The sequence below is a fragment of the Terriglobia bacterium genome (genome assembly GCA_020072845.1).
GTDB lineage: Bacteria > Acidobacteriota > Terriglobia > Terriglobales > Acidobacteriaceae > JAIQGF01.
The window spans coordinates 46,672-69,839 of the sequence record JAIQGF010000023.1; the positions used below are offsets into that span (position 1 = coordinate 46,672).

25 protein-coding genes are annotated in these 23,168 nt (G+C 63.0%); 5 read left to right on the plus strand and 20 right to left on the minus strand.

The window, feature by feature from the left end; all coding sequences use genetic code 11:
* Nucleotides 1–516 precede the first annotated feature (516 nt).
* Entirely contained in the window at nucleotides 517–1,509 is a 993-nt protein-coding gene (locus LAN70_18500; GenBank protein ID MBZ5513142.1) for a CPBP family intramembrane metalloprotease, read from the minus strand.
* A gap of 236 nt (nucleotides 1,510–1,745) precedes the next feature.
* Here LAN70_18500 and LAN70_18505 point away from each other — a divergent pair, with 236 nt between their 5' ends.
* Complete coding sequence (locus LAN70_18505; protein MBZ5513143.1) at nucleotides 1,746–2,030, plus strand: hypothetical protein; 285 nt, start codon at nucleotides 1,746–1,748, stop codon at nucleotides 2,028–2,030.
* A gap of 63 nt (nucleotides 2,031–2,093) precedes the next feature.
* On the opposite strand, the gene LAN70_18510 is transcribed toward LAN70_18505, so the two are convergent.
* The gene (locus LAN70_18510) at nucleotides 2,094–2,231 is read right to left on the minus strand and encodes a hypothetical protein (GenBank protein MBZ5513144.1); all 138 of its coding nucleotides are present in this window, start codon (nucleotides 2,229–2,231) and stop codon (nucleotides 2,094–2,096) included.
* 212 nt (nucleotides 2,232–2,443) lie between these two features.
* On the opposite strand from LAN70_18510, the gene LAN70_18515 reads away from it, so the two are divergent.
* Together LAN70_18515 and LAN70_18520 are read left to right on the plus strand one after the other, a co-directional pair.
* Nucleotides 2,444–3,322 carry a PilZ domain-containing protein gene (locus LAN70_18515; protein MBZ5513145.1) on the plus strand — a complete coding sequence of 293 codons (879 nt, stop codon included), beginning with the start codon at nucleotides 2,444–2,446 and terminating at the stop codon, nucleotides 3,320–3,322.
* Nucleotides 3,323–3,340: 18 nt separating this feature from the next.
* On the plus strand, nucleotides 3,341–3,709 hold the full coding sequence (locus LAN70_18520; protein MBZ5513146.1) for a PilZ domain-containing protein: 369 nt from the start codon (nucleotides 3,341–3,343) through the stop codon (nucleotides 3,707–3,709).
* Nucleotides 3,710–3,804: 95 nt separating this feature from the next.
* On the opposite strand, the gene LAN70_18525 is transcribed toward LAN70_18520, so the two are convergent.
* The 3 genes from LAN70_18525 to LAN70_18535 all read right to left on the minus strand — a co-directional run bounded on the left by LAN70_18525 (nucleotide 3,805) and on the right by LAN70_18535 (nucleotide 6,122).
* Entirely contained in the window at nucleotides 3,805–5,262 is a 1,458-nt protein-coding gene (locus LAN70_18525) for a sigma-54 dependent transcriptional regulator (protein ID MBZ5513147.1), read from the minus strand.
* A 417-nt stretch (nucleotides 5,263–5,679) separates the two neighbouring features.
* Complete coding sequence (locus LAN70_18530; GenBank protein MBZ5513148.1) at nucleotides 5,680–5,895, minus strand: type II toxin-antitoxin system HicA family toxin; 216 nt, start codon at nucleotides 5,893–5,895, stop codon at nucleotides 5,680–5,682.
* Complete coding sequence (locus tag LAN70_18535; GenBank protein ID MBZ5513149.1) at nucleotides 5,892–6,122, minus strand: type II toxin-antitoxin system HicB family antitoxin; 231 nt, start codon at nucleotides 6,120–6,122, stop codon at nucleotides 5,892–5,894. Before LAN70_18535 ends, LAN70_18530 begins: the two co-directional genes overlap by 4 nt.
* Nucleotides 6,123–6,636: 514 nt before the next feature.
* Here LAN70_18535 and LAN70_18540 point away from each other — a divergent pair.
* On the plus strand, nucleotides 6,637–8,034 hold the full coding sequence (locus tag LAN70_18540; GenBank protein ID MBZ5513150.1) for a hypothetical protein: 1,398 nt from the start codon (nucleotides 6,637–6,639) through the stop codon (nucleotides 8,032–8,034).
* A gap of 35 nt (nucleotides 8,035–8,069) precedes the next feature.
* Here LAN70_18540 and LAN70_18545 read toward each other — a convergent pair whose 3' ends face one another.
* The 6 genes from LAN70_18545 to LAN70_18570 form a co-directional block, all read right to left on the minus strand.
* The gene (locus LAN70_18545) at nucleotides 8,070–9,086 is read right to left on the minus strand and encodes a HAMP domain-containing protein (protein MBZ5513151.1); all 1,017 of its coding nucleotides are present in this window, start codon (nucleotides 9,084–9,086) and stop codon (nucleotides 8,070–8,072) included.
* Between the two features lie 353 nt (nucleotides 9,087–9,439).
* The gene (gene ccsB / locus LAN70_18550; GenBank protein ID MBZ5513152.1) at nucleotides 9,440–10,846 is read right to left on the minus strand and encodes a c-type cytochrome biogenesis protein CcsB; all 1,407 of its coding nucleotides are present in this window, start codon (nucleotides 10,844–10,846) and stop codon (nucleotides 9,440–9,442) included.
* Nucleotides 10,847–10,870: 24 nt separating this feature from the next.
* Nucleotides 10,871–12,283, minus strand: a complete 1,413-nt coding sequence (locus LAN70_18555) for a cytochrome c biogenesis protein ResB (GenBank protein ID MBZ5513153.1) — start codon at nucleotides 12,281–12,283, stop codon at nucleotides 10,871–10,873.
* Between the two features lie 430 nt (nucleotides 12,284–12,713).
* Nucleotides 12,714–13,340, minus strand: a complete 627-nt coding sequence (locus LAN70_18560; protein ID MBZ5513154.1) for a hypothetical protein — start codon at nucleotides 13,338–13,340, stop codon at nucleotides 12,714–12,716.
* A 174-nt stretch (nucleotides 13,341–13,514) separates the two neighbouring features.
* Complete coding sequence (locus LAN70_18565) at nucleotides 13,515–14,126, minus strand: hypothetical protein (protein ID MBZ5513155.1); 612 nt, start codon at nucleotides 14,124–14,126, stop codon at nucleotides 13,515–13,517.
* A 228-nt stretch (nucleotides 14,127–14,354) separates the two neighbouring features.
* A complete protein-coding gene (locus LAN70_18570) occupies nucleotides 14,355–15,068 on the minus strand; it encodes a DUF1326 domain-containing protein (protein MBZ5513156.1) in 714 nt (237 codons plus the stop codon).
* Between the two features lie 226 nt (nucleotides 15,069–15,294).
* On the opposite strand from LAN70_18570, the gene LAN70_18575 reads away from it, so the two are divergent.
* The gene (locus tag LAN70_18575; GenBank protein MBZ5513157.1) at nucleotides 15,295–15,579 is read left to right on the plus strand and encodes a hypothetical protein; all 285 of its coding nucleotides are present in this window, start codon (nucleotides 15,295–15,297) and stop codon (nucleotides 15,577–15,579) included.
* 156 nt (nucleotides 15,580–15,735) lie between these two features.
* On the opposite strand, the gene LAN70_18580 is transcribed toward LAN70_18575, so the two are convergent.
* The 9 genes from LAN70_18580 to LAN70_18620 form a co-directional block, all read right to left on the minus strand.
* Entirely contained in the window at nucleotides 15,736–16,011 is a 276-nt protein-coding gene (locus tag LAN70_18580) for a type II toxin-antitoxin system RelE/ParE family toxin (GenBank protein ID MBZ5513158.1), read from the minus strand.
* Nucleotides 16,012–16,088: 77 nt separating this feature from the next.
* Complete coding sequence (locus LAN70_18585) at nucleotides 16,089–16,334, minus strand: prevent-host-death family protein (GenBank protein MBZ5513159.1); 246 nt, start codon at nucleotides 16,332–16,334, stop codon at nucleotides 16,089–16,091.
* Between the two features lie 304 nt (nucleotides 16,335–16,638).
* Complete coding sequence (locus LAN70_18590; GenBank protein MBZ5513160.1) at nucleotides 16,639–16,962, minus strand: antibiotic biosynthesis monooxygenase; 324 nt, start codon at nucleotides 16,960–16,962, stop codon at nucleotides 16,639–16,641.
* A 372-nt stretch (nucleotides 16,963–17,334) separates the two neighbouring features.
* Nucleotides 17,335–18,021: a hypothetical protein gene (locus LAN70_18595; protein MBZ5513161.1), complete on the minus strand. Its 687-nt coding sequence runs from the start codon at nucleotides 18,019–18,021 to the stop codon at nucleotides 17,335–17,337.
* A gap of 7 nt (nucleotides 18,022–18,028) precedes the next feature.
* Nucleotides 18,029–18,388 (minus strand): hypothetical protein, encoded by a 360-nt coding sequence (locus LAN70_18600; GenBank protein MBZ5513162.1) that lies wholly within the window; start codon nucleotides 18,386–18,388, stop codon nucleotides 18,029–18,031.
* A gap of 161 nt (nucleotides 18,389–18,549) precedes the next feature.
* A complete protein-coding gene (locus LAN70_18605; GenBank protein MBZ5513163.1) occupies nucleotides 18,550–18,780 on the minus strand; it encodes a hypothetical protein in 231 nt (76 codons plus the stop codon).
* 165 nt (nucleotides 18,781–18,945) lie between these two features.
* Entirely contained in the window at nucleotides 18,946–19,977 is a 1,032-nt protein-coding gene (locus tag LAN70_18610; GenBank protein MBZ5513164.1) for an FAD binding domain-containing protein, read from the minus strand.
* Nucleotides 19,974–22,382 carry a xanthine dehydrogenase family protein molybdopterin-binding subunit gene (locus LAN70_18615; GenBank protein ID MBZ5513165.1) on the minus strand — a complete coding sequence of 803 codons (2,409 nt, stop codon included), beginning with the start codon at nucleotides 22,380–22,382 and terminating at the stop codon, nucleotides 19,974–19,976. Before LAN70_18615 ends, LAN70_18610 begins: the two co-directional genes overlap by 4 nt.
* Nucleotides 22,383–22,385: 3 nt before the next feature.
* On the minus strand, nucleotides 22,386–23,009 hold the full coding sequence (locus tag LAN70_18620; GenBank protein ID MBZ5513166.1) for a (2Fe-2S)-binding protein: 624 nt from the start codon (nucleotides 23,007–23,009) through the stop codon (nucleotides 22,386–22,388).
* Between the last annotated feature and the right edge of the window lie 159 nt (nucleotides 23,010–23,168).

A 23,168-nucleotide genomic window follows, 5' to 3' on the forward strand; every position in this document is an offset into this window, starting at 1 on the left:
CCTCACCGAAGTCCTCGCCGCCGACGCTGATCCTAGTCCCGCAGAGCCTGCTTAGACGTACCCATAATCCAGCCCGCGAAGCGGGCGGAATTCGTTAGCCCACCGCGGCAGCGGTGGGAAAAGTGGAACAGAATTGTCGAGCGCCAGCGGCGCGGCACAGTTCTCACACCCACTCGGCAGTCCTGGGTTTAGGTATCAATCAGGGGAAGAGTGCCGCAGGCACGGCGCGAGGTCGCAGAAGCCGTTCGAGCTGACTATTGTCGTGACTCGGTACTCGGCGTTCGCGACTCGGAACTTTCTTTCCGTCGATCCTCGACGGAGCACCTTGCGCTTCTTCACGTAGGAATCCCGAGCTTGGGCAGCAGCCACTGCGTCACCACCGCCCAAGCCAGCACGACGCCAACAAACCACATCCATTCATGCATGATTCCGGCCCCTCAGGCCCTCTTCATCATAGCGCGTGCCAGGGAAATTCTTAACCGACATCATCCTGACCCGAAGCCCGAAGCCTGAAGCCTACCTCCACCACAGCCCCCACACTACATCCACCGTGGTGTGCGTCACCGCCGAACAGGTCAGCCGGCGCCGGTCCAGCCAGGCCCGCCCGTAGAACACGCCCGCGATTGCCGCCAGGATCACGTAGCGCCAATTGAACGGCAGCGGCTTGTTGAAATGCGACAGCCCGAAAATCACCGCCGTCACCGCCAGCGCCCGCCCGCGTCCCAGCCTCGGTTCCAGCAGGTTTTGCAACAGCCCGCGAAAAAACAGCTCCTCCGGAATGGCGACAAAGAAAAACGTGATCAGGTACGACGCCGCCATCACCGCCACCCGCGGTTGCCACGGATTCCAATGAAGAAACCCCAGCGCTAGTCCCAGACCGATGGCGATCGGCGCGTAGAACGCCCACTCCCGCAGCCCGGCCGCCAAATCGCGCAGGCGCAAGCGGAAATCGAACCCCACGCCGTCCAGTCCGCGCACTACCAGGAACGCGTACAGCGCGCTGTCCACCAGCAGGAGCTTGGGCAGCGCGCTCAGCCCCGGGTGCGGCCACGTTCCCGCCAGCAGGCGAAACTCCACCGGCGCTCCCACCACCACCAGCGCGACCACGTCCTGCCACGCCAATCCCCGGCCACGCGGAGGCGCAAGCTCGAACATCGCCGCCAGTCCCACCGGGATGGCGAACAGGATCGCCGCGTAGTACCACCGCAACTCACCACGCGGTATCGAGAAAATGAGATAGGCGATGACCAGCGTGCCGGGCGCCAGCACGCGCGCCAGGCGGCGGGTCAGCGCGCGCCGCAGCGCATCCGCGGCGCCGAACCCAAACGCCCAGTAGGGCGCCAGCAGCAGGGCGAAGCTGGCAAACCCGCTTGCCATGTGCCCGCCAATGCGCGTGCTCATGTCGTACCGCCACGCCACCAGCCCGAATGCCGCCAACAGCGGCGCCAGCGTCCCCGCCCAGAGCCGTGCGTCGAACCGCTCCCCGCCTTCCGCGCTCGCTTGCGCCACCTAGCCGACACTCCCTCCCGAGTTGCTCCTGGCAAACCCACAGGATGCTACACCGACGATGTTGGATCACGCTCGGCCTTGTGTGGCACGGGTCTCCGAACCGTGTTCCGCGGAGCGCAACAGGCTCCCCGCCCACTACAATTGAACCGCTAAGGACTTCGATATTCAGTCACCGACAAACATCTGGCTTAATCGGCAATCGACAATCAGCAATCGGAAATGGGGGGCCCGGGCCGTTGAAAAGAAAACTCACGCGCGGCTTGCTGTACGCATTGTTCGCCGCAGCCCTTCTCTATGCCGCCGATGATCTTTCGCTCCGCTTCCGCATCCCCGACCGCGAACCCTTCGGATCGGTCACCGTGCAGCGCTACTATGCGCTCCACAAGAGCAAGCAGAAAACCACCTTCATGTTCGCCGATCCCGAGGCGCAGACCTGCGTCCACTCGCTGTTTCCGCACTCCGGCTACCCGCCTTGCTGGTACCTCAGCCGCCACGCCGAACAGCGCATAGATTACGAGTAGCTGTCTCTGCTGAAATTCCGTTATCGCGGCAACCCGTCGCCGTACTTCCCCGACAAGGCCAATCTATTTGCGCAGTGTGCTCTTGTGGTGGTGATGATGTTTCTTGTGGTGCTTCCTGTGATGCGTCTTCGCCTGGGCAGCCGGGGCCAGGAGGGTGAATGCAACGACGGTGGCAAACAGCAGGGTCAACAGCTTCTTCATTCCATGTCCTCGTGCGCGTGCGCGCTGTTTCTTTGTAGTGCAGCTTCGCTGCCCCGCGCAATGGGGGGAATCGCCTTACGCACCGGTTCCCGATTTTGAACTCACCCCAATCCGGCCCCGGGCGCCAGATATTCCGCCCTGCAACTGCTTCATTGCGGGCATTCGCGCTTACTCTTTTCTTCGGGGCCGCAGATCATTGCGGCGCGGCCGATATGGGCAGGCGGCAATACAAACGGCTTCGCCTTGCGCTCCCGGTGACCATCTCCGGGTTCGACAGCAATGGCAACCGCTACACCCAAAGCGCTACGACCGCTGAAATCGGCGTCAACGGCATGCGCCTGCGCGCTGTCCGCTGCTTGCGCGCTCCCGGCGAGCTGGTGCAGGTGGAGTACCAGGGCCGCCGTGCGCGTTACCGCGTCGCCTGGATCGGAGCGAAAGGCACTTGCTGGGAGGGCCTGGTCGGCCTCCAGGGTTTGGAAGGCGCCAAGTTCCTCTTCTCCGATCACCTGCCCCCAACCGCCTGCTCGCTTGCCGGCGCCGTACCCGACACCTACACCGCTGAAACCGCGCCGCCGCCTGACGCCTGCCCGGATCATGCCGCGATCGAGCGGCGCGAGGAAGAGCGGCGTCGTCAGCCGCGCTACAGCTGCGCCGGCAGCGCGAAACTTTGGGAGGTCGGGAACCAGCACTCGAGCGCCGGCCGCGTCAACGAGATCAGCCGGGGAGGCTGCTATGTCGAGATTATGGCTCCCATGCGCACCGGAACCGCGATCCGCCTGGAGCTTTCCGTCAGCGGCCGGACACTCCACCTGGAAGGCATCGTTCGCACCTCGCAGCCGATGTTCGGCATGGGCGTGGAATTCACCAGGATGGCGCCGGCGGAAGCGGCAAGGCTGTGCCACATCGTTTCCGAACTTTCCGGCAAGGCACCGGATCTGGCGGCCGCGGAGACCCCTAAGCTCTCCCCGGCATCCCCGGAACAGGTCGGCGAGGCCGTGATGCGCTGGTTCGGCTTGCACGAGACGCTGACCCGCGAGGAATTCCTCAAGCTGATGGAACAACCGGCACGCGTCGAACTTACGCGCGCATGAATGGATTAGGAGGCTGGTATGGCCCCTTCGACTGAGCCAAGGGTGGAGCGGCGGCAGGCGCCACGCGTTCTCTATCGCGACCTGAAGATCGTCTGCGACGGCATGAGCGATGTCGTTTTCGAGCGCTCCCCCGACCTGACAACCCGCGGCATGTTCATCAACACTCCGCGTCCCTATCCTCCCGGCGCGCACATCAGGTTGCGCTTTGACCTGGTGCGGACCCGCGTGTTCGTGCAGACGGTGGGCGAGGTGCGCTACTGCCTGCCGGGCGTCGGCGTCGGCGTGCATTTCGTCGAGCTGCCGGAATACGCCCGCGCCGCCATCGAAACGGAACTGGAGTTAATTAAGAATGAAGAAGTCGGAAGTTATGACGAAACCTTCTGGTGATTCGCGAGGGCCATCGGCGGTCGGCAATCAGCCATCGGCGAAGGCCGGCAGCCGCTGGCCGGTTGGACTTTACTTCTCGCTGCTCACGCTTGATCCTAAGAAGCTTCCGCCGACTCCGGCTCTTCGTCCTCGGCGCGCATGAGGCCGAACTTTTTCAGCTTGTAGCGCAGCGCGTCGCGGCTGATGTCGAGCAGGCGCGCGGCGTGGGTCTGGTTGTTGTTGGCCTGCCGCATCGCCATCTCCACCAGGGCGCGCTCCACTTCCTCCAGCGACGTGCCGCCTTCCGGAATCGACAACCGCGGCAGGCTGCGTCCGTTGGCCAGTGGCGCTCCCGTCTCGCCCCCGACCGCCTCGAATGCCGTCATCCCGTTCGGCCCGCGGCCCACGGAAAACGGCAGGTACGAGGGGCGCAGCGCATCCGCGTCTTCCAGGATCATGGCGCGCTCAATGGCATTTTTCAGCTCGCGCACGTTGCCCGGCCAGTCGTGGCTGAGCAGCAGCTTGCGCGAGTCGTCGGTGATGCCGCGGATCGCTTTCTTGAATCTTCGGTTGTAGCGCTCGATGAAAAACTCCACCATCGGGGGGATGTCTTCCTTGCGCTCGCGCAGCGGCGGCAGAAAGATGGAGATGATCGCCAGCCGGTAATACAGGTCCTGGCGGAACTGGCCCTCGCGCACCGCCTTTTCCAGATCGCGATTGCTGGCGGCGATCACGCGTACGTCCACCTGCATGTCTTTCGTCCCGCCGACCCGCCGGATCACTTGGTCTTCCAGCACGCGCAGCAATTTCGCCTGCAGCAGCGGCGAAAGCTCGCCGATCTCGTCCAGGAACAGGGTTCCGGCGTCCGCCACTTCAAACAGGCCCTTCTTCATCTGCTTGGCGTCGGTGAAGGCGCCGCGCTCGTGGCCGAACAACTCGGCTTCCATCAGCATTTCCGGAATCGCCGAGCAGTTGATGGCGACAAACGGCTTCTCGTGCCGCACGCTCTCGTAGTGGATCGCCTTAGCGATCAGGTCCTTGCCGGTTCCGCTTTCGCCTTGGATGAGGATCGTGGTCGCTTCGCTGCTGGCGACCTTGCGCACGAAGCCCATCAGCTCGGTCATTTTCTTGGATACGGCGATGACCTCGTGATATCCCGTTTTGCGCCGCACCTGGCCGCGCAGCTCCTCGACTTCGGTCTTCAGCTTGGTGGCTTCCAGCGCGTTCTTGGTGGTGACGGCGAGCTCGTCGAAATCAATCGGCTTGCCCACGAAGTCGTAGGCGCCCAGCTTGAGCGCCGCCTTCACGTCGTCCAGCCGCGGGTCGGCGGTGATCATGATGACCGCGCGCGCGTCGCCGTTCACCTTGAGCTGTTGCAGGACCTCGAGCCCGCCGAGGTCGGGCAGGCGCACGTCGAGCAGCACCAGGTCGGGCGATTCGGCGTGCGCGACCTTGAGCGCGGTCGCGCCGTTTTCGGCCTCCACCGTCTGGTATCCCCACTCCTCGCACTTCTGGCGCAGCGACCAGCGCACCAGCTTCTCGTCATCGACGATGAGGACCTTGTCTCGGGACATCTGCAATTACTGTACTACGCGGGACGCACCAGGGGGTGTGATGAATGTCACGGGGGCTGCAGGCTTCAGGCGCGAGGCTCAAGGCGCCTGATTTGAAAGGGCGCGGCGGAACTTGTCCCGACCCTGAGCGCGGTCGAAAGGGAGGGAGCCGCGCCGCCATAACCCTTATTTCTTGTCATTCCGAGCGGGCTCGGTAGGTCACGGCTTCAGCCGCGACCGAGGCGCGAAGCGCCGAAGCCCGCGAGGAATCTGCTTTTCGCCCACGCGATTCCCGAGGACCATGCGGCCCAACTCGTCGCCCAGGCGCTTTACCTGTTCGGGGTCTGTTGCCGCCCGAAACCGTTCGGCTAGTTTGAAAAACTTCGCTTCTCTCGAATTTTGCATGCACACCTTTCCCGAGAAAGCGACGGCGGACGGCTACAAGTCTTCAGGCGTCAGGCCAGTGTATTTTGCAATTTTGCCCATAGCCACCGGGCCGATTTCATCAGACTCATGCCACGCCCATGTGTAATCGGGAAAGCCGTGGCGTTGAAGTTGGACGTGTGAACCCTTCTTTTCTGTTTTCGGCGCCCAACCGATACGCAATAGAGCTTTGTAGACGCGGCTTGGTTTACAGCTAGGCCACTTGCTCACAGGAAATGAATAGTCTTGGGCGGCTTTCGAATCTGCTCAGTCCGATCGGCAATAACCCGCAGAGCAAGCGCAGTCACGGCTACTTCCGCATCTTTCTTGGTTGCCCCATAGGCCATGACGCCCGGCAATTCTGGCACCTCGGCAAGCCATCTGCCGTCTTCTTCTCGTTCGAAAAGGATGCGGAATTCTTGATCGCTGCTATCAGGCGGGCGCGGAACAGTCGCCATGCAGCATCTCCCGGTTGTGGTGGGGATGTACGTCGCCGAGAATTATTTGCGTCCCAGAGCTTGCTGTCAATGTAATAGCACAAATCCGCAACCGCAAGTGGTCCTGGTGGTTCGAAGCCCGATTCCCCGCTCCGCCATGGGCGGAAAAATTTGCTGGCGAATTCCAACTTGGGATAGGCATTGTTGACTTGCCGCAGGAAGGATATTCCGCCTTCAGCGTGAGCATTTCGCAGACCGGTGCCACGGTGGATTACATTCTTCACCAGAAGGAACACCGTCAGAAGCGTGGTTTCGGCGAGGAATTGGCGGAAATCCTGGCGCGCCACGGGATGTCGTGAATTCTGCCGTCCCTGGCGGCACTCATCTTTTGGCTCGTGGCTTTCCCGGCACTGACGTGCCGGGCTGGGTTCTGCCGCCGCTGCGGGGCTCAGGTTTGGCAGATTTTGAGTCCGCCGATCCCCTCTCTCCGCCATAACGGACTGGGAGGGCGGGCGACCCCGCGCGATAATGAGTTATGGACCGCGAGTTGGAAATTGCAAAATCAATTAAGGCCGGTACCTTTGAACTCATCTGCCCGGAGATGGAACTCCTCACCTGGGACGCTGGGGTTGCCCTGAAAGGAACGGGAGTGCTCCATGCCGACAGCCTCGGAAGGCTTTTCTTCCGGTTGATTGCGCCGTTTGCTGGGAAACCACACGAATCACTGCGACCGCAGAAGCGTGCAGGCGAAATGTATCGCCTGGAAGATCACTTGATACTGCGGGCCATCGATGAACGCGGCCGTGAGTGGCGGAGCAATAGGATGATTGTTAATGAGAGCAGGAGCCTGCCGGTCCCTAATTACGCAATAAGAAAGCGTATCGGAACCGTTGCCCATTGGAGAAAGTGGCCGAAGAAGATCGGTCGCAGCCACATCAGGATCCTCATCCCTGGTTGCCCGCCGTTACCTTTCGACATGACGACGCAGTCCCGCAAGACTGTAGGGGAGCGAGAAATCGGGAAGTCATGGTCACGGGACCATCACACTAGGCAGATCGGTGGGACGGAAGTTTGCTTCCGACAAGAAGGCGATCGCTGGCTGTCAGTCTCTGCGAGCCAAGAACAATCACTGATGCCAACATGGCCGGGATTGATGCGTCAGGCTCTCGAATTCGCGACAGTTCAGGAGATGAACCCTGTCGTAATTACGCGCGTCTACGACGATTCTGAAGAGCTGTCGCTGCACTCGGGTCCGTTTTGGCGATTTGAATCCCAAATGCCTCCCCCGGTCGATACCACCGCTGATGGTGGCGCAAGAGCGTTTTGGGGGCTGGTTGAGGCGGTGTTCAGATATCTCGACGTACGGGAGGGCGACGATATGCCGTTGCTCGATGAACTTCAAGGCATTCGCCGAGGCGCACAAGGTTCGTTCGAGACTGCCTGCCTTACGCTCGGCGTTGGCATCGAGTCAATCGCCAAGCTGCTCCTCACGGACGAACCCGTACACGCAGTGCCTCCAGGCGTCATTCAGGCGCTAATTGAGCACATTGATTCATGGCCAGGCGACGCAAGAGTTAAGGAGCGAGCTAAAGGCACGGTTTCGCGTTTGGGCGACACGAGTGCGGCGGACCGGTTGTACGAGTGGGCGGCACGAAGTGGGGCGTCAAAGGGATTGGTAGATGGATGGAAGAGAATCCGACACCCTAAGGCGCACGGCGGTACTGTGGGCGAAGAGCAGTCCGGGTTGGACCTCTACTACAGTTGCGTCGAACTCCTGTACCGCATCATCGCGACCGCAATTGCCTATGATGGCCCTATCCTACCCACGTCGCAGCGAGGCTGGGGCCTCGACTCAGAAGTCGAATCTACCGAGGATACAATCTCGGCAACGGATGACGAGAAGGCACCGCCTGCGCAAAAATCCTTTAATTGAAGAGTAAAGATGGGGATTAGATTCAAGGGTTCCCGCTACCCCCGCCTCACCGGCAGCATCACCTCGAACGTGCTCCCCTTCCCCACCTCGCTCTCAACCAGGATTTTCCCTCCGTGGTCTTCCACGATCCTCCGCGCCAGCGACAGCCCCAGACCGGTGCCGCGGCCCTTGGTGGTGTAGAAGGGGCGGAAAATATAAGGCAGGTGTTCGGGCTTGATGCCTTTGCCGGTGTCGCGCACGCTGACCACCGCCTGGCCGTCGCGCTGCTCCACCGTCACGTCCACCTGCCCGGGTCCGCCTTCGTCCATCGCCTGAATAGCGTTGAGCATCAGGTTGAGCAGTACCTGGTGGATTTGCCCGGTATCGTGCTCCACCGGCGGCATTCCTTCGGCTTTGTGCAATTCCACCTTCACCGGCTGCGACAGCGCCTGCTGCCGGGCGAAGATGACGGCATGTTCGGCGGTGGCGTTGAGGTCGGCGGCGCGGTACTCGGCCGGCTTGGGACGCGCCGTCTCCAGCAGGTCGCTGACAATGCGGTTCACTCGCATCACCTCCTGCCGCACGTCCTTGAGCACCTCGCGCGCCGGGCTCTTCTCCGGCAGGTCGCGCCCGATGATGTCCATCACCCCGGCAATGCCGGCAAGCGGGTTGCGGATTTCGTGCGCCAGCCCGGCCGCCAGCTCGCCCAGCGTGGCCAGGTGCTCGGCGCGCGACATCTGGGTGTTGTGCAGGCGCTCGATCTCGGCGCGCGACTCGCGCAGTTGCGCCACCATCTCGTTGAAGTTGCGCCCGAGCTTGCCGATGTCGTCGCTGCGGTCGGCGAAGCTTACGGTGACGCCGAGGTCGCCGTCGCGCACGCGCTGGATCTTGTCCTGCAACTCCAGCATGGGCCGGCTGAAGACAATGCTGAGGGTGAGCACGAGCACGGCACAGATGGCAATGGCGCCGACGGTGGCCACCACCAGCACGGTGCGCCGCTCCCCCGATTCCAGCGAGAGCGTCGCCAGGATGAACAGCAGCAGACCGTTCAACAACACGGCCAAGACGGGCATAAGTGCCCTGAGCTGCCAGTTCAGGCGCAAGCGCACGCAGGAGGCTCCTCGAGAAGGGTCGTTGGGAGCATTGTAGCGCGGCAAGAGTTTCAAGTTTCAGTTTCAGTTGTGGCCGCACTCAGTCCTTGCTGAAACCGAAACTGAAACTCCAAAAGATTTCACGTTTCAAGGCCGCGGATCCGTCGAACGGGACCTTGAAACGTGAAACCCTTCAAACTCGGATTTTGGTGTCCTCCGGGGCTTAAGCCCCGTTACTCCTGACCCGCTTTGGCACGGCTGAAGCCGTGCCCTTCCCGTTCCCGTCGGCCCTCGGTGTCTTGCCGTCGACCATCGACCGTCAGCCGTCGACCGTTCTATGCGTACGCGTGCAATCCCGGCAGCAGGTAGGTGACGCCGAAGAAGGTGAACATCACCACCGCGAAGCCGAGGATGGCGAAGTAGGCCGCCCGGCGGCCGCGCCATCCGCGCGTGATCCGCATGTGCAGGTAGCCGGCGTACACCAGCCAGGTGATGGCCGCCCAGGTCTCCTTCGGGTCCCAGCTCCAGTACGAGCCCCAGGTCTGGTTGGCCCAATACGCGCCGACGGCGATCATCGCGGTCAGCAGCGGGAAGGCGATACCGATGGTCTTGTACGTGATGCTATCCAGGCCGTCGGCGCTGGGCAGCAGCCGCTCCAGGTCTTCGCGCCGCCAGTACAGCATCAGGTAGAGCAACGAAGCGAAGATGCCGGTGATCAGGCCGGAGAGGATGAACGGGCTCGCCGCCAGGGCCGTCGGAAACAGGCCGTCGGCGTCAGGCGAAGCATAGGCCGCATTGCGCGTGCGCAGGATGAACCCGCCCAGCGCGATCACCTGCAGCGCCAGGCTGATGAACACGGCGCGGTTGGCGATGGCCAGGAAGTTCTCCTGCTTCCTCCACTTCGCGATGGCATAGACCGCAAGCGGGGTCAGCGATGCCAGCAGCACCAGCAGGAATACCCACCCCAGGTCCGGGATGGTGACCATCAGCTTCACGCCTTTGGATATCGAGATCTCTTCCTTGTTCTGCGCGTCCCAGGCCACCACCGCCAGGCCGCCCCATTTTTCGAAGCGCGTCATGATGCCGAGATAAATCGCGGTGACCATGGCGCTGGTCACGGCGAGGAAGGTTTCCGTCTTCATCTGATCTTGAATCAGGAACATCATGGCGAGCGCGAAGCTGAGGGCGCAGGCGGCGTAGGCCAGCATGGCCAGGGTGACGTGCACCTGCAGCCAGGTGGACTGCAGCGCCGGCACCAGCGGGTGCACCGCCGAGGGCAGAAGCTGCATCAGGATCACGCCCGTCACCGCCAGCGGCATGGTCACCGTCCCGATCACCTTCACCTTGTACTTGCGCTCGGCCAGCAGCGTAAGCCCGGCCACGGTCCATACGAAGCTCAGCAGCATCTCGTAGATATTGGCGAAAGGCGGACGTCCCGCCATGTACCAGCGGTGTCCCACCGCCAGCGTGTTGGCGGCGAATCCGATCATGGTGGCGATGGAAGCGAATTTGACGTAGCGGTCCACCCCGGTGACGCCGAAGCCGATGTACAGCGCGGATGCGCCAGCGTAGAAAATCAGCGCCACGTACAGCAGGTTGCTCTCGTTGAACAGGTTCCCCTGCTTCACCACGCTCAGGAATGCGACAAACGTCAGGAACGCAACTCCCAGCCCGACCCCCACCAGCAGTCCGTTGCTCGATACCGCCGGGTGTTCTTCGATTCTCGCCGTTGCACGCGACATGATTAGTCCTCCCTCATCTCTTTCCTACGCCTGGACCAGATGCTTGGCCGCGGGAACGGTCTCCTCACCGTTCTCGTGCCCCAGTTCGGCGCGAATGTCGTCAACCAAACTGTTGAAACCTTCCTGGTAATGCTCGCGGTTCTTGTCGGCCGCGGTGCCGATCCACAGCGCCGGACCGTGCTTGGTTTCGATCACCATCGCCCAGTAGCGCTGGTGCACCAGGTAAAACGCCATCACCAGCCCCAGCGCCATCAGCACGCAGCCGGCCCAAACCAGCCACTGGCCGGGTTCGTGCGACACCTGCAGGCCGGTGTAGGCGGCCATCTGCATGTCGGCGAACTCGAATTTGTACCCGGCATTGCCGCTCTGCTGCCGCGCCGCCGGGAACAGCCATACTTCGCTCTTCGCCGCCTTGGTCTTGTCCGTGATCTCCAGCCGGATGGCCGGGTTTACCGGGTCTTTCGAGCGGGTGTAGATCTGGTTGTCGCGCAGCACGAAGTCCGGAATGAATTCCGCCAGCGTGACCGTCGTGTCGGGATCCAGTTGCGCTCCCTGGAACGGCCGCAGCGTGATCTGTTTGGTCTCGCCGTGGCCGGTGGCATTCAGCAGCAGCGACTCGACCTCGCCCGTCTGCCCGTATCCCGACTGGTAGAAGCGGATGCCGTGGGTCACCAGCGGGTCGTTGACCACGATCTCCTTGCGCAGCGTCTCGCGCCCGTCTTCGATCACCGTCAGCTTCGACCACCATTTCTTGGGCGTGCCGTCGGGATAATTTTCCTGGCCGGTGCCGTCGCAGCGCAGCGTGAAAGGCAGCGCGCGCGTGATGCCGTTGCTCTGTTCCAGCTTCGAGGTGCTCTGCCCCGGCGTGAGCGTCACGTAGCCCTTGTAGGAGAAGAACGCGTCCACGATGCCGCCCGTCAGGATCAGCAGCAGGCTGGTATGGACCACGTACACCGCCAGCACCGACCAGCGGTGCTTGTCGGCATAAAGCGAGGTCTGGCCGTCCTCGACCACGCGCTGCGGCCTCAATCCGGCTTTGCGGAACATTTTGTCCGCAGCCGTGATGGCCTCCGTCGGGTTGTCGATCGCCAGCGTTCTCTGGGTCGGCAGCACGGCGCGGAAATGCGGCTCCGGCCGGCGATAGGGATGCGCAATCAGCCGCCACGCCTTGGGAAAGCGGTCAATCGAGGCGAACAGGATGCTGGTGCCCAGCGCCGCCATCAGCAGCGCGAACCACCAGCTGTGATACACGTCCGTCAGGCCGGTCTTGTCGAGCCAGCGCAGCGTGCCCGGCGCATACGCCCTCGTCATCTGGTCGGCATCGGTCATGGGCCGCTGGAGGATGATCGTCCCCGCTGCGGCGACCACACCCAGGATGATCAGCAGAATAATCCCCGTCTTGACCGAGGCTAGTGTGCGATACAGTCGGTTCCCCAAACTGGACTTAACAGCCATTTCACTCCCTCTCCCACCCCCAAAAGTGCACGTTTCCGGCCATACATGTCCCTCACCCAAGCTGTTGCGAATCAATAATTTAATCACACCCAGTGGAAACATTGCCCGTGCCGGATGGGCCATATCACCCACCTCTGTGACGCACCCGCGCGGAATCCCCCGCAGCGCAAATCGGCCTTGCTGATCCGTAGCCCGGCGCCCTTCGGCCTGCCACGTTGTGGGGTGCTTAACTGTGTCCGAGTCGAGAGCCTGCCCCGAGCGAAGTCGAGGGGGCCCCTACTCGCACGAGAATCTCACTACTGCTTTCCAGTTCTCCGACCGCTCGCAGCCGATTACCGACAACCGATAACCGTGAACCGACGACGCCTGAAGCGCACAGCTGATCGCTGAAGGCCATCGACCATCGACCAACTCACTGTTCCGCCTGTCCCTTCACCACCAGCGCGATCGGCACGTTCTTCCCGCCGTCCGTCTGAATCGCGCCGGCGAACACCTGGAACCCGTCGGGGTTCTGGTAGGTGCGCGTCTCGCTTGAGACGGTGGGTTGCAGCAGCACAAACACCGCCGGATGGTTTGTCCCCGCGGCCTGCGCGCTCAGCTTCACCAGTTGCGCGAAGTCATACTGCGCGGCGGGATCGTTGTCGGCGCTGGCCGCCAGCAGCAGCACGAAGTCGCGTGTCGGCGCCACGCCCATGTGATTGCCGTCCTCCGGCAGCAGTTCGTAGCGCATGGTGTAGAGGCCGGGCTTGATCGCCTGCCCGCGGAAGTCTTTGCCGCCGTTGGGAAACGAGATCACGCCCAGCAGCGCCGACTCCGACATCTCCGGATAGCCCGCGCCCTTGGCGGCCGCGACTCTGCCCACCGGCAGCGATTTCCGCAGCCAGATCTCGCACAGCACGCTGCCGTCGGGGCGCACCAGCCGCGAGCCGCCGGCATCGAGCGCCGCGCGGACCGCTGCCGGAACCGAGCTGTCCTTCAGCGCCGACAGCTTCTCCAGCTTGGCCTGCGCCGCCGCGAACGGGGAAGAAAGAAGAAGCACGAAGAGAGAAGAAGAACAAAGGAGAACAGAAAATTTCCGCCTGCGCATGATGGACCCAGTTTACCGCGCGAGGACTTTCACCACCGAGTCACCGAGCCCACCGAGATTCACCGAGAAAACATTTTCAAGAGACTCGGTGTGCCTCGGTGTCCTCGGTGTCTCGGTGGTAATGAATCATTCGCCGGACGACGCGGAGAGTGCCAGCCAGGCGGCCAGCGTGGCGTACTTTTCGTCCTGCGTCCAGGGCGGACCCAGTTCGCGTCCCATCTTCTGTAGATAACTCTGCAGTTCCGTGTCTGACTTTCCCAGCTCCGCGGACGCTTGCGCCCGCAGTTCGCGTTCCTTCACGCCGGTAACCGGCACATTCATTTCCCGGCTCGCCTCGGCAATGACGCTGCGAAACAGTTCGCCTTCCGCCGTGTGGATGAGGGCGTGCGAGGCGAGCGTCGCGGCCAAATCGGGCAGAGGCCTTCCTGAGGCGAGAACAATCCCGCAAGCGCCAACCGCATGGCCGCTGTTCCGCGCATGCTCGACGGCTGCGCTCAGCTCCTGCCGCGCCAGTGCCCGCGAGCGTTCCGTGCAGAGCGTGACCAGTTGCTCCGCTTGCTTGAACGGCAATTTTTCCGCGGTGTGGTAGGGCTGCTTCGATCCGGGAATCTGCGGATCGGCAATTACGATCCGCCGCCGGTCGAGAACCCTTGGCGAATCCAAAGCTCCGGCCACGATGACCAGCGCAGCCCACCCCGAATGGGCGCGACATCCGATCGCGGCCGCTTTCGCTGTCATCGTGCTCCGTCATTCTCACCACCGAGTCACCGAGCCCACCGAGATTCACCGAGAAAACATTTTCAAGAGACTCGGTGTGCCTCGGTGTCCTCGGTGTCTCGGTGGTGAATAGCTACTCGCCGGACGCTCGCGGACCTTCAACGGTTTTCAAATTGCCAAATTACCAACTTACGAAATTACCAAATGAAAAAATCCTCTGTGTTCCTCGGTGCCCTCTGTGGTTAGCGTCTACTCGCCGGACGACGCGTGGTGCTCGGCGGCCTGCGCCGCGCCCACGGCGAACGTGCCCACGAACGCGCTCCGCCGGTCGTGCGTCAACCACGTCTCACCCAGAGACGGTCCCTGGTACTGGTCCACGAGCGCCACCGCCGGCATGGCGTGCGCCGTCGCGGTCAGCGGCGGATAGAACGTCACCTCGTTGCCGCACAGGTGATCGTTCTCATTGATCGCCCGCGTCTCGACCACCGCGAACTGCCCGGCGCGCAGCAGCGCGCGGCCGTGGTGCTCACTCGACAGCGCCAGCTCGACCGGCGCGGCGACCACTTTTTCCACGTTCTCCAGCAGCCGTCCGCCCATGTGCTGCGCGAAGGCTGCTAGCGCTGCGCGCTGAGTAGGAGTCGCCTGCTCGTCCACGATCAGGACCGCCTTGGCCGGATACGGGTTCTCGTACGGATCGCCGAGGGTGGCCTTGGCGCGCACCGCGGCGGCGATGGAGAGGCCGTCGAGCGCCACGCCGTTCCACGAACCGTGGCGGACGCGCCAGCCGAGAATGGCCTCGTTGCCGGTCAGTCCGACCTCACCGTTGGCGAAGCACTGTCCGGTGTACACGTCGGCGGAACGGGTTTCGATGTAATCGCCGGAAATCTGCTGCGCGACGACGGGAGCAGCCAGGATGACGGCGACGGTCAGCACTGCGAGAGAGATTAGAGACAGCTTTTTCACGGGAGCACTCCTCACCCACGAGGGTTAGTCCTATATTACTCGCGGAAAGAGAAGGCTGCAGGCTGCAGGGGCCGAAAAACTTAGCGAAGAAGCTGTCAGCTGTTACCTGTCAGCGTGGGGACGAAAAGCACTGCCGATTGCCTCCGCCGGGCGCGAGACTGTGGTATAACTGTTATACCTTATGCGATTCCACTTTGACCCGCGGAGCATGAGGAGCACAAGCTTTATGAAGGGTACTCGTAATCGGAGAAGGCCGGTTTCCGCCGAAGCGATTGCGCGGCGTGCGGATCGTGGGGAAGATGTTTCCAGCTTCTTCACCAACTCGGGACGCACGATGGCGCCGATCCAGCGGGTGAATGTGGACTTCGCAGTCCCGATGCTGAACGAACTGGACGCTGCCGCCAAGGAGCTGAACATCAGCCGCCAAGCGGTGATAAAAACCCTTGTCCGGCAGGCTCTGGACCAGCGATACATGGCGCGCAATCTTGGCCCCAAGACAAGGCGGGCATAAGTCACGCGGGCACTGAGCATGAGAAGCGAGAACTTTGCGGTGAGGCGTGGCGCGGGTTCCGGATTGGGACTGGCCGGACTTAACCACAGAGGACGCGGAGGAAAGCCCAGACTGACACGGGTTGAGATTCGCTTTATCAGCGACGATCTGGGTTCATCACCGGCCCAGGAACCGGTACACTTCTTTCCGATGACCGACTTTTTCCACGGTGACTGACGGCGCTTTACGGTCTGCCGAATAAACAATGCGGTAATCACCGACACGGATTCGGTAAAGGCCGGCAACGCCGTGCAAAGGCTTGGCGCCTTGCGGCAACGGCTCGTCGCGCAGCTTATCGATGGCTCGTTCGACTGCGGGCCGGAGTTTGCGCGGGACGCGTTTTTCGATGTCGCGCAGGGCGGCGGGTGTGATCAGGAGCTGGCAACGTGTCATTTCGCTGGCGAATCTACGCCAGTACGAAGCATGCCGTCAAAAGAACTCAGTGATGGAGCGGGCGGGACGCGGCCGTCCTATGAGGAGCGCAATTTCTTCTTTGCTTTTTCCCACGGAATGGGCGCGGCTCCGGTTCTCGCTGCCTGGGTGCGGCGGCGGCGCACGTCCTTAACGTCAACGTAATCCTCGATGGCCTCCAGCAGAGCGGCGTCTTCCACCGGAACGACGACCGCCTCGTTGCCGTTCTGGCGCACGCGGACGCGCTCGCCGTTGGCGGCGTGTTTGACGGCGTCATCGAGGGTTCGTTTGCCGGCGGTACGCAATGTGAATTTCCTCCGCGATTTTCATTGTAATCGAAGTTGCGATCAGAACTTGAGCGCGAAAGCAGGTTCCTCGACTCGGACCTGCGCCCCTTCGGCTTCGCTCAAGTCGGGGTCTGGTCGACGGCAAAAAGCAGGTTCCTCGACTCGGACGCGCCAACCCGCACGCCAAAAGCGGGCGTGCTGGTGGTTGGTCGCGTCCTCGCTCGGAATGACACCTCAGAAAGCCGACGGCCGATGGTCGATGGCAAAGAAGAACAGAAAGCGGGCGAGCCGGAGAGGCCCGCCCGCAACTCGGGGGAGGGGGTTATGCGGCCTTGCCCATGGCGATGTGGTGAGTGGTGGAGGTGTCCACGTCGAAAGTCTGGACCCTCGGCGGGAAGTCGATCAGCGGAGTGAGGATCTCGGTGACCTTGGGATACTGCTCGCGGTTGTAGAGCTCCGCATCCGCCTCCGATTTCCAGAAGCTGAGGGCGAGGACGCGGTCGGGCTCGGTGTTGGAGATCATCGTGATCTCGTCCACGAACCCCGGTTGTTTCCTCAATATGGGCAGCACCTTTTCATTCAGCATGGCGCTGAACTCGCGGGTCTTGCCCAGTTTTGTGCGGATTTCGACCACTCGGGTGAACATGCGATCCATTCTCCTTTCGTGCGGCTGCGGAGGTGAAAGGAGTCGCCGCTGGGGCCGAAAAGCTCAACCACGGAGGGCACGGAGAGCGGTTGTCGGTTCTCGGTTATCGGTGCTCGGTTATGAACTAGCGGTCGCGATCGAAAACCGAAAACGCGATTTCTTCTCGCAGATCCGTGCTCATCCGTGAAAATCCGTGGTTGAACCTACGCCGTCGGCGGCGGCAGGTTGGGCCGAACGCGCAAAGGCTACCTGTTGTGGACGCGGAGGTCAATTACACAAGAATGGTGCAGAAGAGTCGATGGTCGATGGTCGTTGGCGAAAGGCAAAGAGTCGATGGCAAAAAGCAAGAAGTCGACGGCGGGCATCGGAATTTCATGCGCGGCGAATAGATTGGGCGTAGCGGCAGCCGGGCGCGGCCGGGCAAGTGGGGCAGGCGGGGTCGTTGCGGCGGCAGATTTCCTGGCCGTGCCGCCGCAGGAGAAGATGCGCGGCGATGAGATCGTCGATCGAGCCCGGAAGCTGGCCGGCGGTGGCCGCCTGCGCCGAGCGGTAGCTGGCCGAATAACTCTTCTTCTCCTCGCCGAAGCCGTAGCGCAGCAGCACGCGGAGTCCGTTGGAGTCGAGTGCGAGAATCTTCTGCCGCCGGGTGAAGAGCAGGATTTTTTCCGCGCCCGGTTCGCCGATCGAGGGAAAGCGGTGCAACTCTTTTATCGCCTGCTTGAGTGGCAGGTCGAGCACGGAGTCCACGTCGTCCTTGAAAGTGTAGTGGGCGATTTCGGCGATCAGGCGCAGCTTCTTGGCGGATTGATAGGGCACGATGCCGAAGCGCCCGACTTCGACCAGCAGGCCACGATCGGCGTCGAGGATCTGCTTCGGTTTGAGGCCAACCGTTTTCTTCAGCAGCGCGAAGGCGGCGGCGCGGCGGTCGTCGGCGGCGAGGTAGGCGCAGTTTTCCCACAGGATGATTTCCAGCGCGCCTTTCAGCTTGGGTGGCGAGGGGCGGCCGTAGAATTTTTCCAGCGTCCGCAGCAGCGCGAGCAATGGAGAGGCGGCGGCCACGGCCGTTTCAGAAATCGTCGCCGGGCACGAGCGGGCAGCGGAAGGGCACGGCCTTGAACATATCGTAGTAGGCGTCCTCGCCGACCCACTCGGCGATGTGGGCGCGGTACTCGGCGATGAGCGCGAAATCGGCGCTGAACTCCTGCGCCACGATGCGCTGGTCCTGGCCGTCGTAGTAGCGGACGCAGAAAGTTCCTTCCGCGGTCTGCTGGATATCCAGAGGCCAGGAATCTTCCATGGCCAGGTCGAGGCGCGCCAGCGCGGTCTCCAGGTCGTATTCGGCGTCGCCGATCATGACCGTCGCCTGGCCGGTGCCCAGCTTGCCGAAACGTTGTTCCATCAGGGCGCGTCCGCGCAGCTCAGACATAAGCCATCCACATCGAGGAATGCCGGAAAACGCTATACGCAATCGGGGAGGAGATCAAGGGGGAAGAGGTCGTTGGTCCCCTCGGCTGCGCTCGGGGCAGGCTCTGGTCGTTGGCAACAGGCAAAGAGCCGCGCACACGCGAGGGCGCGTGTGCAACAAGCTCAGCCGCACTGGCCCGAGCCGTGGCAGGCGCGGATGGGCGAGGCGCACAAGCTCGGTTCGGCGTTCATGCCGTCGGGTCCGATGCAGGTCTGGGTGTACATGCACCAGAAGCTGTGATCGGTGCCGGTTTGCGCCGAGGGGTCGCGCTCGGAGAGCACGAACTGGCCTTTCCAGCGCAGGGCGGGGCAGAGGTTGGGGTGGTTCGTCAGGTCAGAGGTGCAGTCGCTCATAAAATTTCTCCGGCGGTCGATGGTCGATGGTCAAAGGCCGTTAGCTATTGGCGAATTCCCTCAGGGGCTAAAGCCCAATTTTCTTTGCGTCCCTGATCGGCACGGCTAAAGCCGTGCCCTGATACAAGCTTGCGCCTGCAACGGCGCGGCTGAAGCCGCGCCCCTTCAAATCTTCGCCGCCTGCAGGATGGCGCGTTTCACGGCCACGTGTGCCAGGTGGATCTTGTAAGCGTTCTTGCCCAGGCTCCTGGCGTTGGCGACGGCGGCTTTGCCAGCGGCGTCGGCGGTCGTTTCGTTGATCGGCCTGTTCAGGATCGCTTCCTCCGCTTCCTTCGAACGCCATGGAACTGGAGCGACGTGGCCGAGGACAATGCGCGAACCCCGGACTTGCCCGCCTCCAGGCATGATCAGTGCGACCGAGGCAGTTGCAAGCGGCCAATCAAACGCTGCTTTTTGGCGCACTTCGTAGTGACCGTAGTTTCCGCCGTAGTGCGGATTTAACTTCGTGGCGGGGTCCGTAACGGTCACCGTCACTGGCGGCGGCGGAACCATGATCTCGGTTACCATCTCGTTGGGCCGCAGGTCGTGTTCGCGCTCGTTCTCCGACTTCGGAATCACGTAGAATTTTTCCAGCGGCAGTTCGCGCTGGCCGTTGGGGCCGAAGATGCGAATCCTGGCGCCGGCGGCGATGAGCGCGGGCGCGATGCTGGAAGGCGAGACGAAGTACGCGGGACCGTCGTTGCCGAGGATGGCGTGATAGCGGTTGTCACCTTCGAGGACCAGCGACTTCCCGCTCTGCTGCGCGAGTAAACCGAAGCCGTTGCGGAAATACCAGCAGCGCGGGCGCTGGCAGAGGTTGCCACCCATGGTCGCCTGGTTGCGGATTTGCGGGCTGGCGGCATCGTCGGCGACGCGGGCGAGTATCGGGTAATTCTTGCGGACGTCGGCGTTGTCGGCGAAGTCGGCGATGCGCACCAGCGCCCCGATGCGCAGCCCGGTGCGCGCGTGGTAGCTGACGCCGTCCAGACCGGCGATCGACTTGACGTTGACCAGGCGCTTGGGGGTGACGACGTCGTCCTTCATCAGCGCCAGCAGGTCGGTGCCGCCGGCCAGCAGTTCAGACTGGCCCCAGTTGGGCGCGAGCAGTCCGACGGCCTGCTCTTTGGATTTGGGAGTTGCGTATTCGAAGGCCTTCATGCGGCACCTCCACCACTGATTCTGAGGCCTCCCGGCGGCGCCGGCCCCTGCTGCAGCGCGGCGAGAACGCGGTCGGGCGTGATGGGCAAGAACGGGACGCGTACGCCGATGGCGTTGGCGACGGCGTTGGAGATGGCCGCGCCGGGCGAGATCACGGGCGGCTCGCCCAGCCCGACGACGCCGCGCTCGTCGAAACCCGGACCGGTCATCATGTGGACCACCAGCTCAGGAATGTCGCCGTAACCGGCGAGGCGGTAGAACTCCATGTTGGGGTTCAGCATGCGGCCGGTGGCCGGGTCCATGATCTTTTCTTCGAAGAGTGCGTAGCTGATGCCCATGATGAGCGCGCCGTAGCACTGCGATTCGGCGGTCTTGAGGTTGATGACGAGACCGCAATCCTGCACCGCGACCATCTTGTTGACGCGCACGATGCCGGTTTCGATGTCCACGGAGACGTCGGCCATCTGCGCGCCGCCGACGCCGCTGCTGGTGAGGTCGGGCGGCTTGGAGGGATCGGGATTCTTGCCTTGCGCGGTGACGCCGGTGGCGCCAAGCATGGAACAAGCCTTCTTCCAGGGGATGCTTTTGCCTTGCGAATCCTTGACGCGAATGGTGCCGTAGAGGGCTTCGAGCTGTTCGGGCGGAGCACCGAGCGTGGGCGCGACTTTGGCGAGCAGCTCGTTGAGCGCGTCGGTGGCGGCGCGGCGCGCTTCCGACGATACGGCGCCGATGGTGGTGGAGCCGCCGGAACCGCCGTCGTTCGGGAAGTTGGTGTCGCCGATCTTCACGGTGATGGCGTCGAGCGGCAAGCCGAGGGTTTCCCCGATGACTACGGCGATGGCGGTGCGCGTGCCGGTGCCGAGGTCCTGGGTGCCGCTGCGGTACTCGACCGTGCCGTCGGGATGGATGGTCAGATCGCCGGCGCCCTGGTGGCCGCGTCCGCCCCAGGTGTGGATGGAGAGGCCGAGGCCTTGCTTCAGCGGGCCGGATGTTTTGTCGCCGCGCGAGTGCCAGCGCTTCTTCCACTGCATGAGCTCGTCGGCCTTTTTGAGCTCGGCTTCATAGACGTTGGCGCGCGGCGTGAGCGCCAGGTTCTTCATGAAGACGTCGTAGGGGTCCATGCCGAGGCGCGCGGCGAGGTCGTCAATGGCGCACATGGTGAGCACGGCAGCCTGCGGGTGGTTGGGCGCACGCCAGGCGCGCGCCGGGCCGATGTTGGTGGCGATGGCGATGTGTTGCTTCCGCTGGTTGGGGATTTCCGTGAAGATGTACGGGAGGGGCGGCATGTTTCCGCCGAGCGGCCCGCCCGTGCCCCAGGATTGCGAATCCCACGCGGTGATGGCGCCGTCTTTTTTCGCCGCAAGCTTGACGCGCGCGTAGGCCGAAGGACGCGCGCCGGCGACCTCCAGTTCGGCGCGGCGGTCGAGCATGATTTTCACCGGTGCGCCGCCGGCCTTCTTCGACAGCTGTGCGGCGGCAACGCTCCAACGGTCTGGGGCAAACTTACTGCCGAAGCCTCCTCCGACATGCTGCTGCTGATTGTGAATGTTGGAAGCAGAAACGTTCGTTCCAGCGGCTGTCAAAATTCGTGCAAGGTCGCCGGGAATGCCGGAGACGTTTTGTGTGGAAACCTGCGTCTCCAGATGTTCGGCATCGGGCCAGTGCGCGACCACGCCGTGGGCTTCCAGGCAGCAGTGGGTGATGACGGGCACGCCGTAGAGGCCTGCGCTGGTCATTTCGGCGGACTGGAAGGCCTGGTCGGGATCGCCGGTTACGTTGGCGGCGGACTTCTTGAAGGGCGAGCGCACGGTTTCGGGAGATTTCTGCGGAGCCGCTTGCAGCGCCTTGATGACGTTCTCACCGACGCTGAAGGAGCGCATGCTCTTGACCAGGTCGTCGGTGACCGGGAAACTGAGGCCGCGCTTCTGCACGGTGGCGGCGATCTGCGGCTCCGGCACCTGGTTGCTGAACATGTTGATCAGATCATCGAGCGCGAACGGGCCGGTTTCTTCGGTGGCGTCCTTGGGCTCGGTGGTGTCGTCCACGAAGTGCGGCAGCGGTTCGTACTGCACCTTGATGGCGCGCAGGGCGTCTTCGGCGATGCCTTCGTTGATGGCGGCGAGAGCCACGATCTCGTCGCCGGCCCAGTGGATTTCCTTGCCAGGACCCTGCAAGATCTGAATCGCTTTGACGCCGGGCATGCGTTCGGCGGCGCTGGTGTCGACGCTGACGATTTTGGCGTGGGCGTGCGGGCAACGCAGGATGGCGCCGGCGAGCAGGCCCTTGGGATTCTGGTCGTAGGTGTATTTCGCGCGCCCGGAAACTTTGACGGGACCGTCAACACGGGTCTGGCGCGTGCCGATCAGCGTGCGATGTTGCGCATCAGGCCATTTGTAGTCCGCCATGGCTCACCCCTCCTTGTTCCCGGTCATCTGACCGATGGCGCCGCGCACGCCGTAGTAGGTGCCGCAGCGGCAGTAGTTTCCGCCCAAGCCTTTCACCACCTGTTCGCGGCTGGGATTGGGATTGTTCTTCAGCAGGGCGTAGCCGGCCATGACGAAGCCGGGGGTGCAGAAGCCGCACTGCTGGGCGTCGTTGGCGACGAAGGCGTGCTGCAAGGGATGGAGCGCGTCGCCGCTGGTGATGCCCTCGACGGTGGTGACGCTGTGCCCCTGGGCGTCAATGGCAAGCACGGCGCAGGCGTAGACCGGGCGGTCGTCGACCAGCACGGTGCAGGAGCCGCACTCGCCGCGGTCGCAGACGCGCTTGGCGCCGGTGAGGTCGAAGTGGTCGCGCAGGGCGTCGAGCAGGGTGACGCGCGGTTCCAGCTCGGCAGTGTACTTCTTCCCGTTGACGGTGAGCGTGATGGGCGTCTTGCCGGGGCCGTAGACGGGAACCTCTTCGCCGCCGACTTCGAGCACGCCGGTGCCGACCACGGCGGGAACGCTGACCGTGATGGCGGAGATCTTCAGGAACTCGCGGCGGGAGACGCCGGATTGCTTCTCGTTTTGCGGGGATTCATCGTCGGGCATGGGGGCCTCCGGGGGGAGTCGATGGTCGTTGATTCGATGGTGGACGGTCGATGGCCGTACAGAGCCGGCCGGCGGTTGCTATGAAAACGAGCAAGTATAAATCGCGGGGAGGAGGAAGTGCCAATCGGAGCGGGTCGAATCGCGCAGGTCTCTACGCGC

What these genes read in the sequence shown, in the direction of transcription:
- LAN70_18510 (MBZ5513144.1), bottom strand. Translation starts at nt 2,231, where the DNA reads ATGAAGAAGCTGTTGACCCTGCTGTTTGCCACCGTCGTTGCATTCACC.
- LAN70_18515 (MBZ5513145.1), top strand. Translation starts at nt 2,444, where the DNA reads ATGGGCAGGCGGCAATACAAACGGCTTCGCCTTGCGCTCCCGGTGACC.
- LAN70_18520 (MBZ5513146.1), top strand. Translation starts at nt 3,341, where the DNA reads ATGGCCCCTTCGACTGAGCCAAGGGTGGAGCGGCGGCAGGCGCCACGC.
- LAN70_18525 (MBZ5513147.1), bottom strand. Translation starts at nt 5,262, where the DNA reads ATGTCCCGAGACAAGGTCCTCATCGTCGATGACGAGAAGCTGGTGCGC.
- LAN70_18535 (MBZ5513149.1), bottom strand. Translation starts at nt 6,122, where the DNA reads ATGGCGACTGTTCCGCGCCCGCCTGATAGCAGCGATCAAGAATTCCGC.
- LAN70_18540 (MBZ5513150.1), top strand. Translation starts at nt 6,637, where the DNA reads ATGGACCGCGAGTTGGAAATTGCAAAATCAATTAAGGCCGGTACCTTT.
- LAN70_18545 (MBZ5513151.1), bottom strand. Translation starts at nt 9,086, where the DNA reads ATGCCCGTCTTGGCCGTGTTGTTGAACGGTCTGCTGCTGTTCATCCTG.
- ccsB (MBZ5513152.1), bottom strand. Translation starts at nt 10,846, where the DNA reads ATGTCGCGTGCAACGGCGAGAATCGAAGAACACCCGGCGGTATCGAGC.
- LAN70_18565 (MBZ5513155.1), bottom strand. Translation starts at nt 14,126, where the DNA reads ATGACAGCGAAAGCGGCCGCGATCGGATGTCGCGCCCATTCGGGGTGG.
- LAN70_18575 (MBZ5513157.1), top strand. Translation starts at nt 15,295, where the DNA reads ATGAAGGGTACTCGTAATCGGAGAAGGCCGGTTTCCGCCGAAGCGATT.
- LAN70_18580 (MBZ5513158.1), bottom strand. Translation starts at nt 16,011, where the DNA reads ATGACACGTTGCCAGCTCCTGATCACACCCGCCGCCCTGCGCGACATC.
- LAN70_18590 (MBZ5513160.1), bottom strand. Translation starts at nt 16,962, where the DNA reads ATGTTCACCCGAGTGGTCGAAATCCGCACAAAACTGGGCAAGACCCGC.
- LAN70_18600 (MBZ5513162.1), bottom strand. Translation starts at nt 18,388, where the DNA reads ATGTCTGAGCTGCGCGGACGCGCCCTGATGGAACAACGTTTCGGCAAG.
- LAN70_18605 (MBZ5513163.1), bottom strand. Translation starts at nt 18,780, where the DNA reads ATGAGCGACTGCACCTCTGACCTGACGAACCACCCCAACCTCTGCCCC.
- LAN70_18610 (MBZ5513164.1), bottom strand. Translation starts at nt 19,977, where the DNA reads ATGAAGGCCTTCGAATACGCAACTCCCAAATCCAAAGAGCAGGCCGTC.
- LAN70_18615 (MBZ5513165.1), bottom strand. Translation starts at nt 22,382, where the DNA reads ATGGCGGACTACAAATGGCCTGATGCGCAACATCGCACGCTGATCGGC.
- LAN70_18620 (MBZ5513166.1), bottom strand. Translation starts at nt 23,009, where the DNA reads ATGCCCGACGATGAATCCCCGCAAAACGAGAAGCAATCCGGCGTCTCC.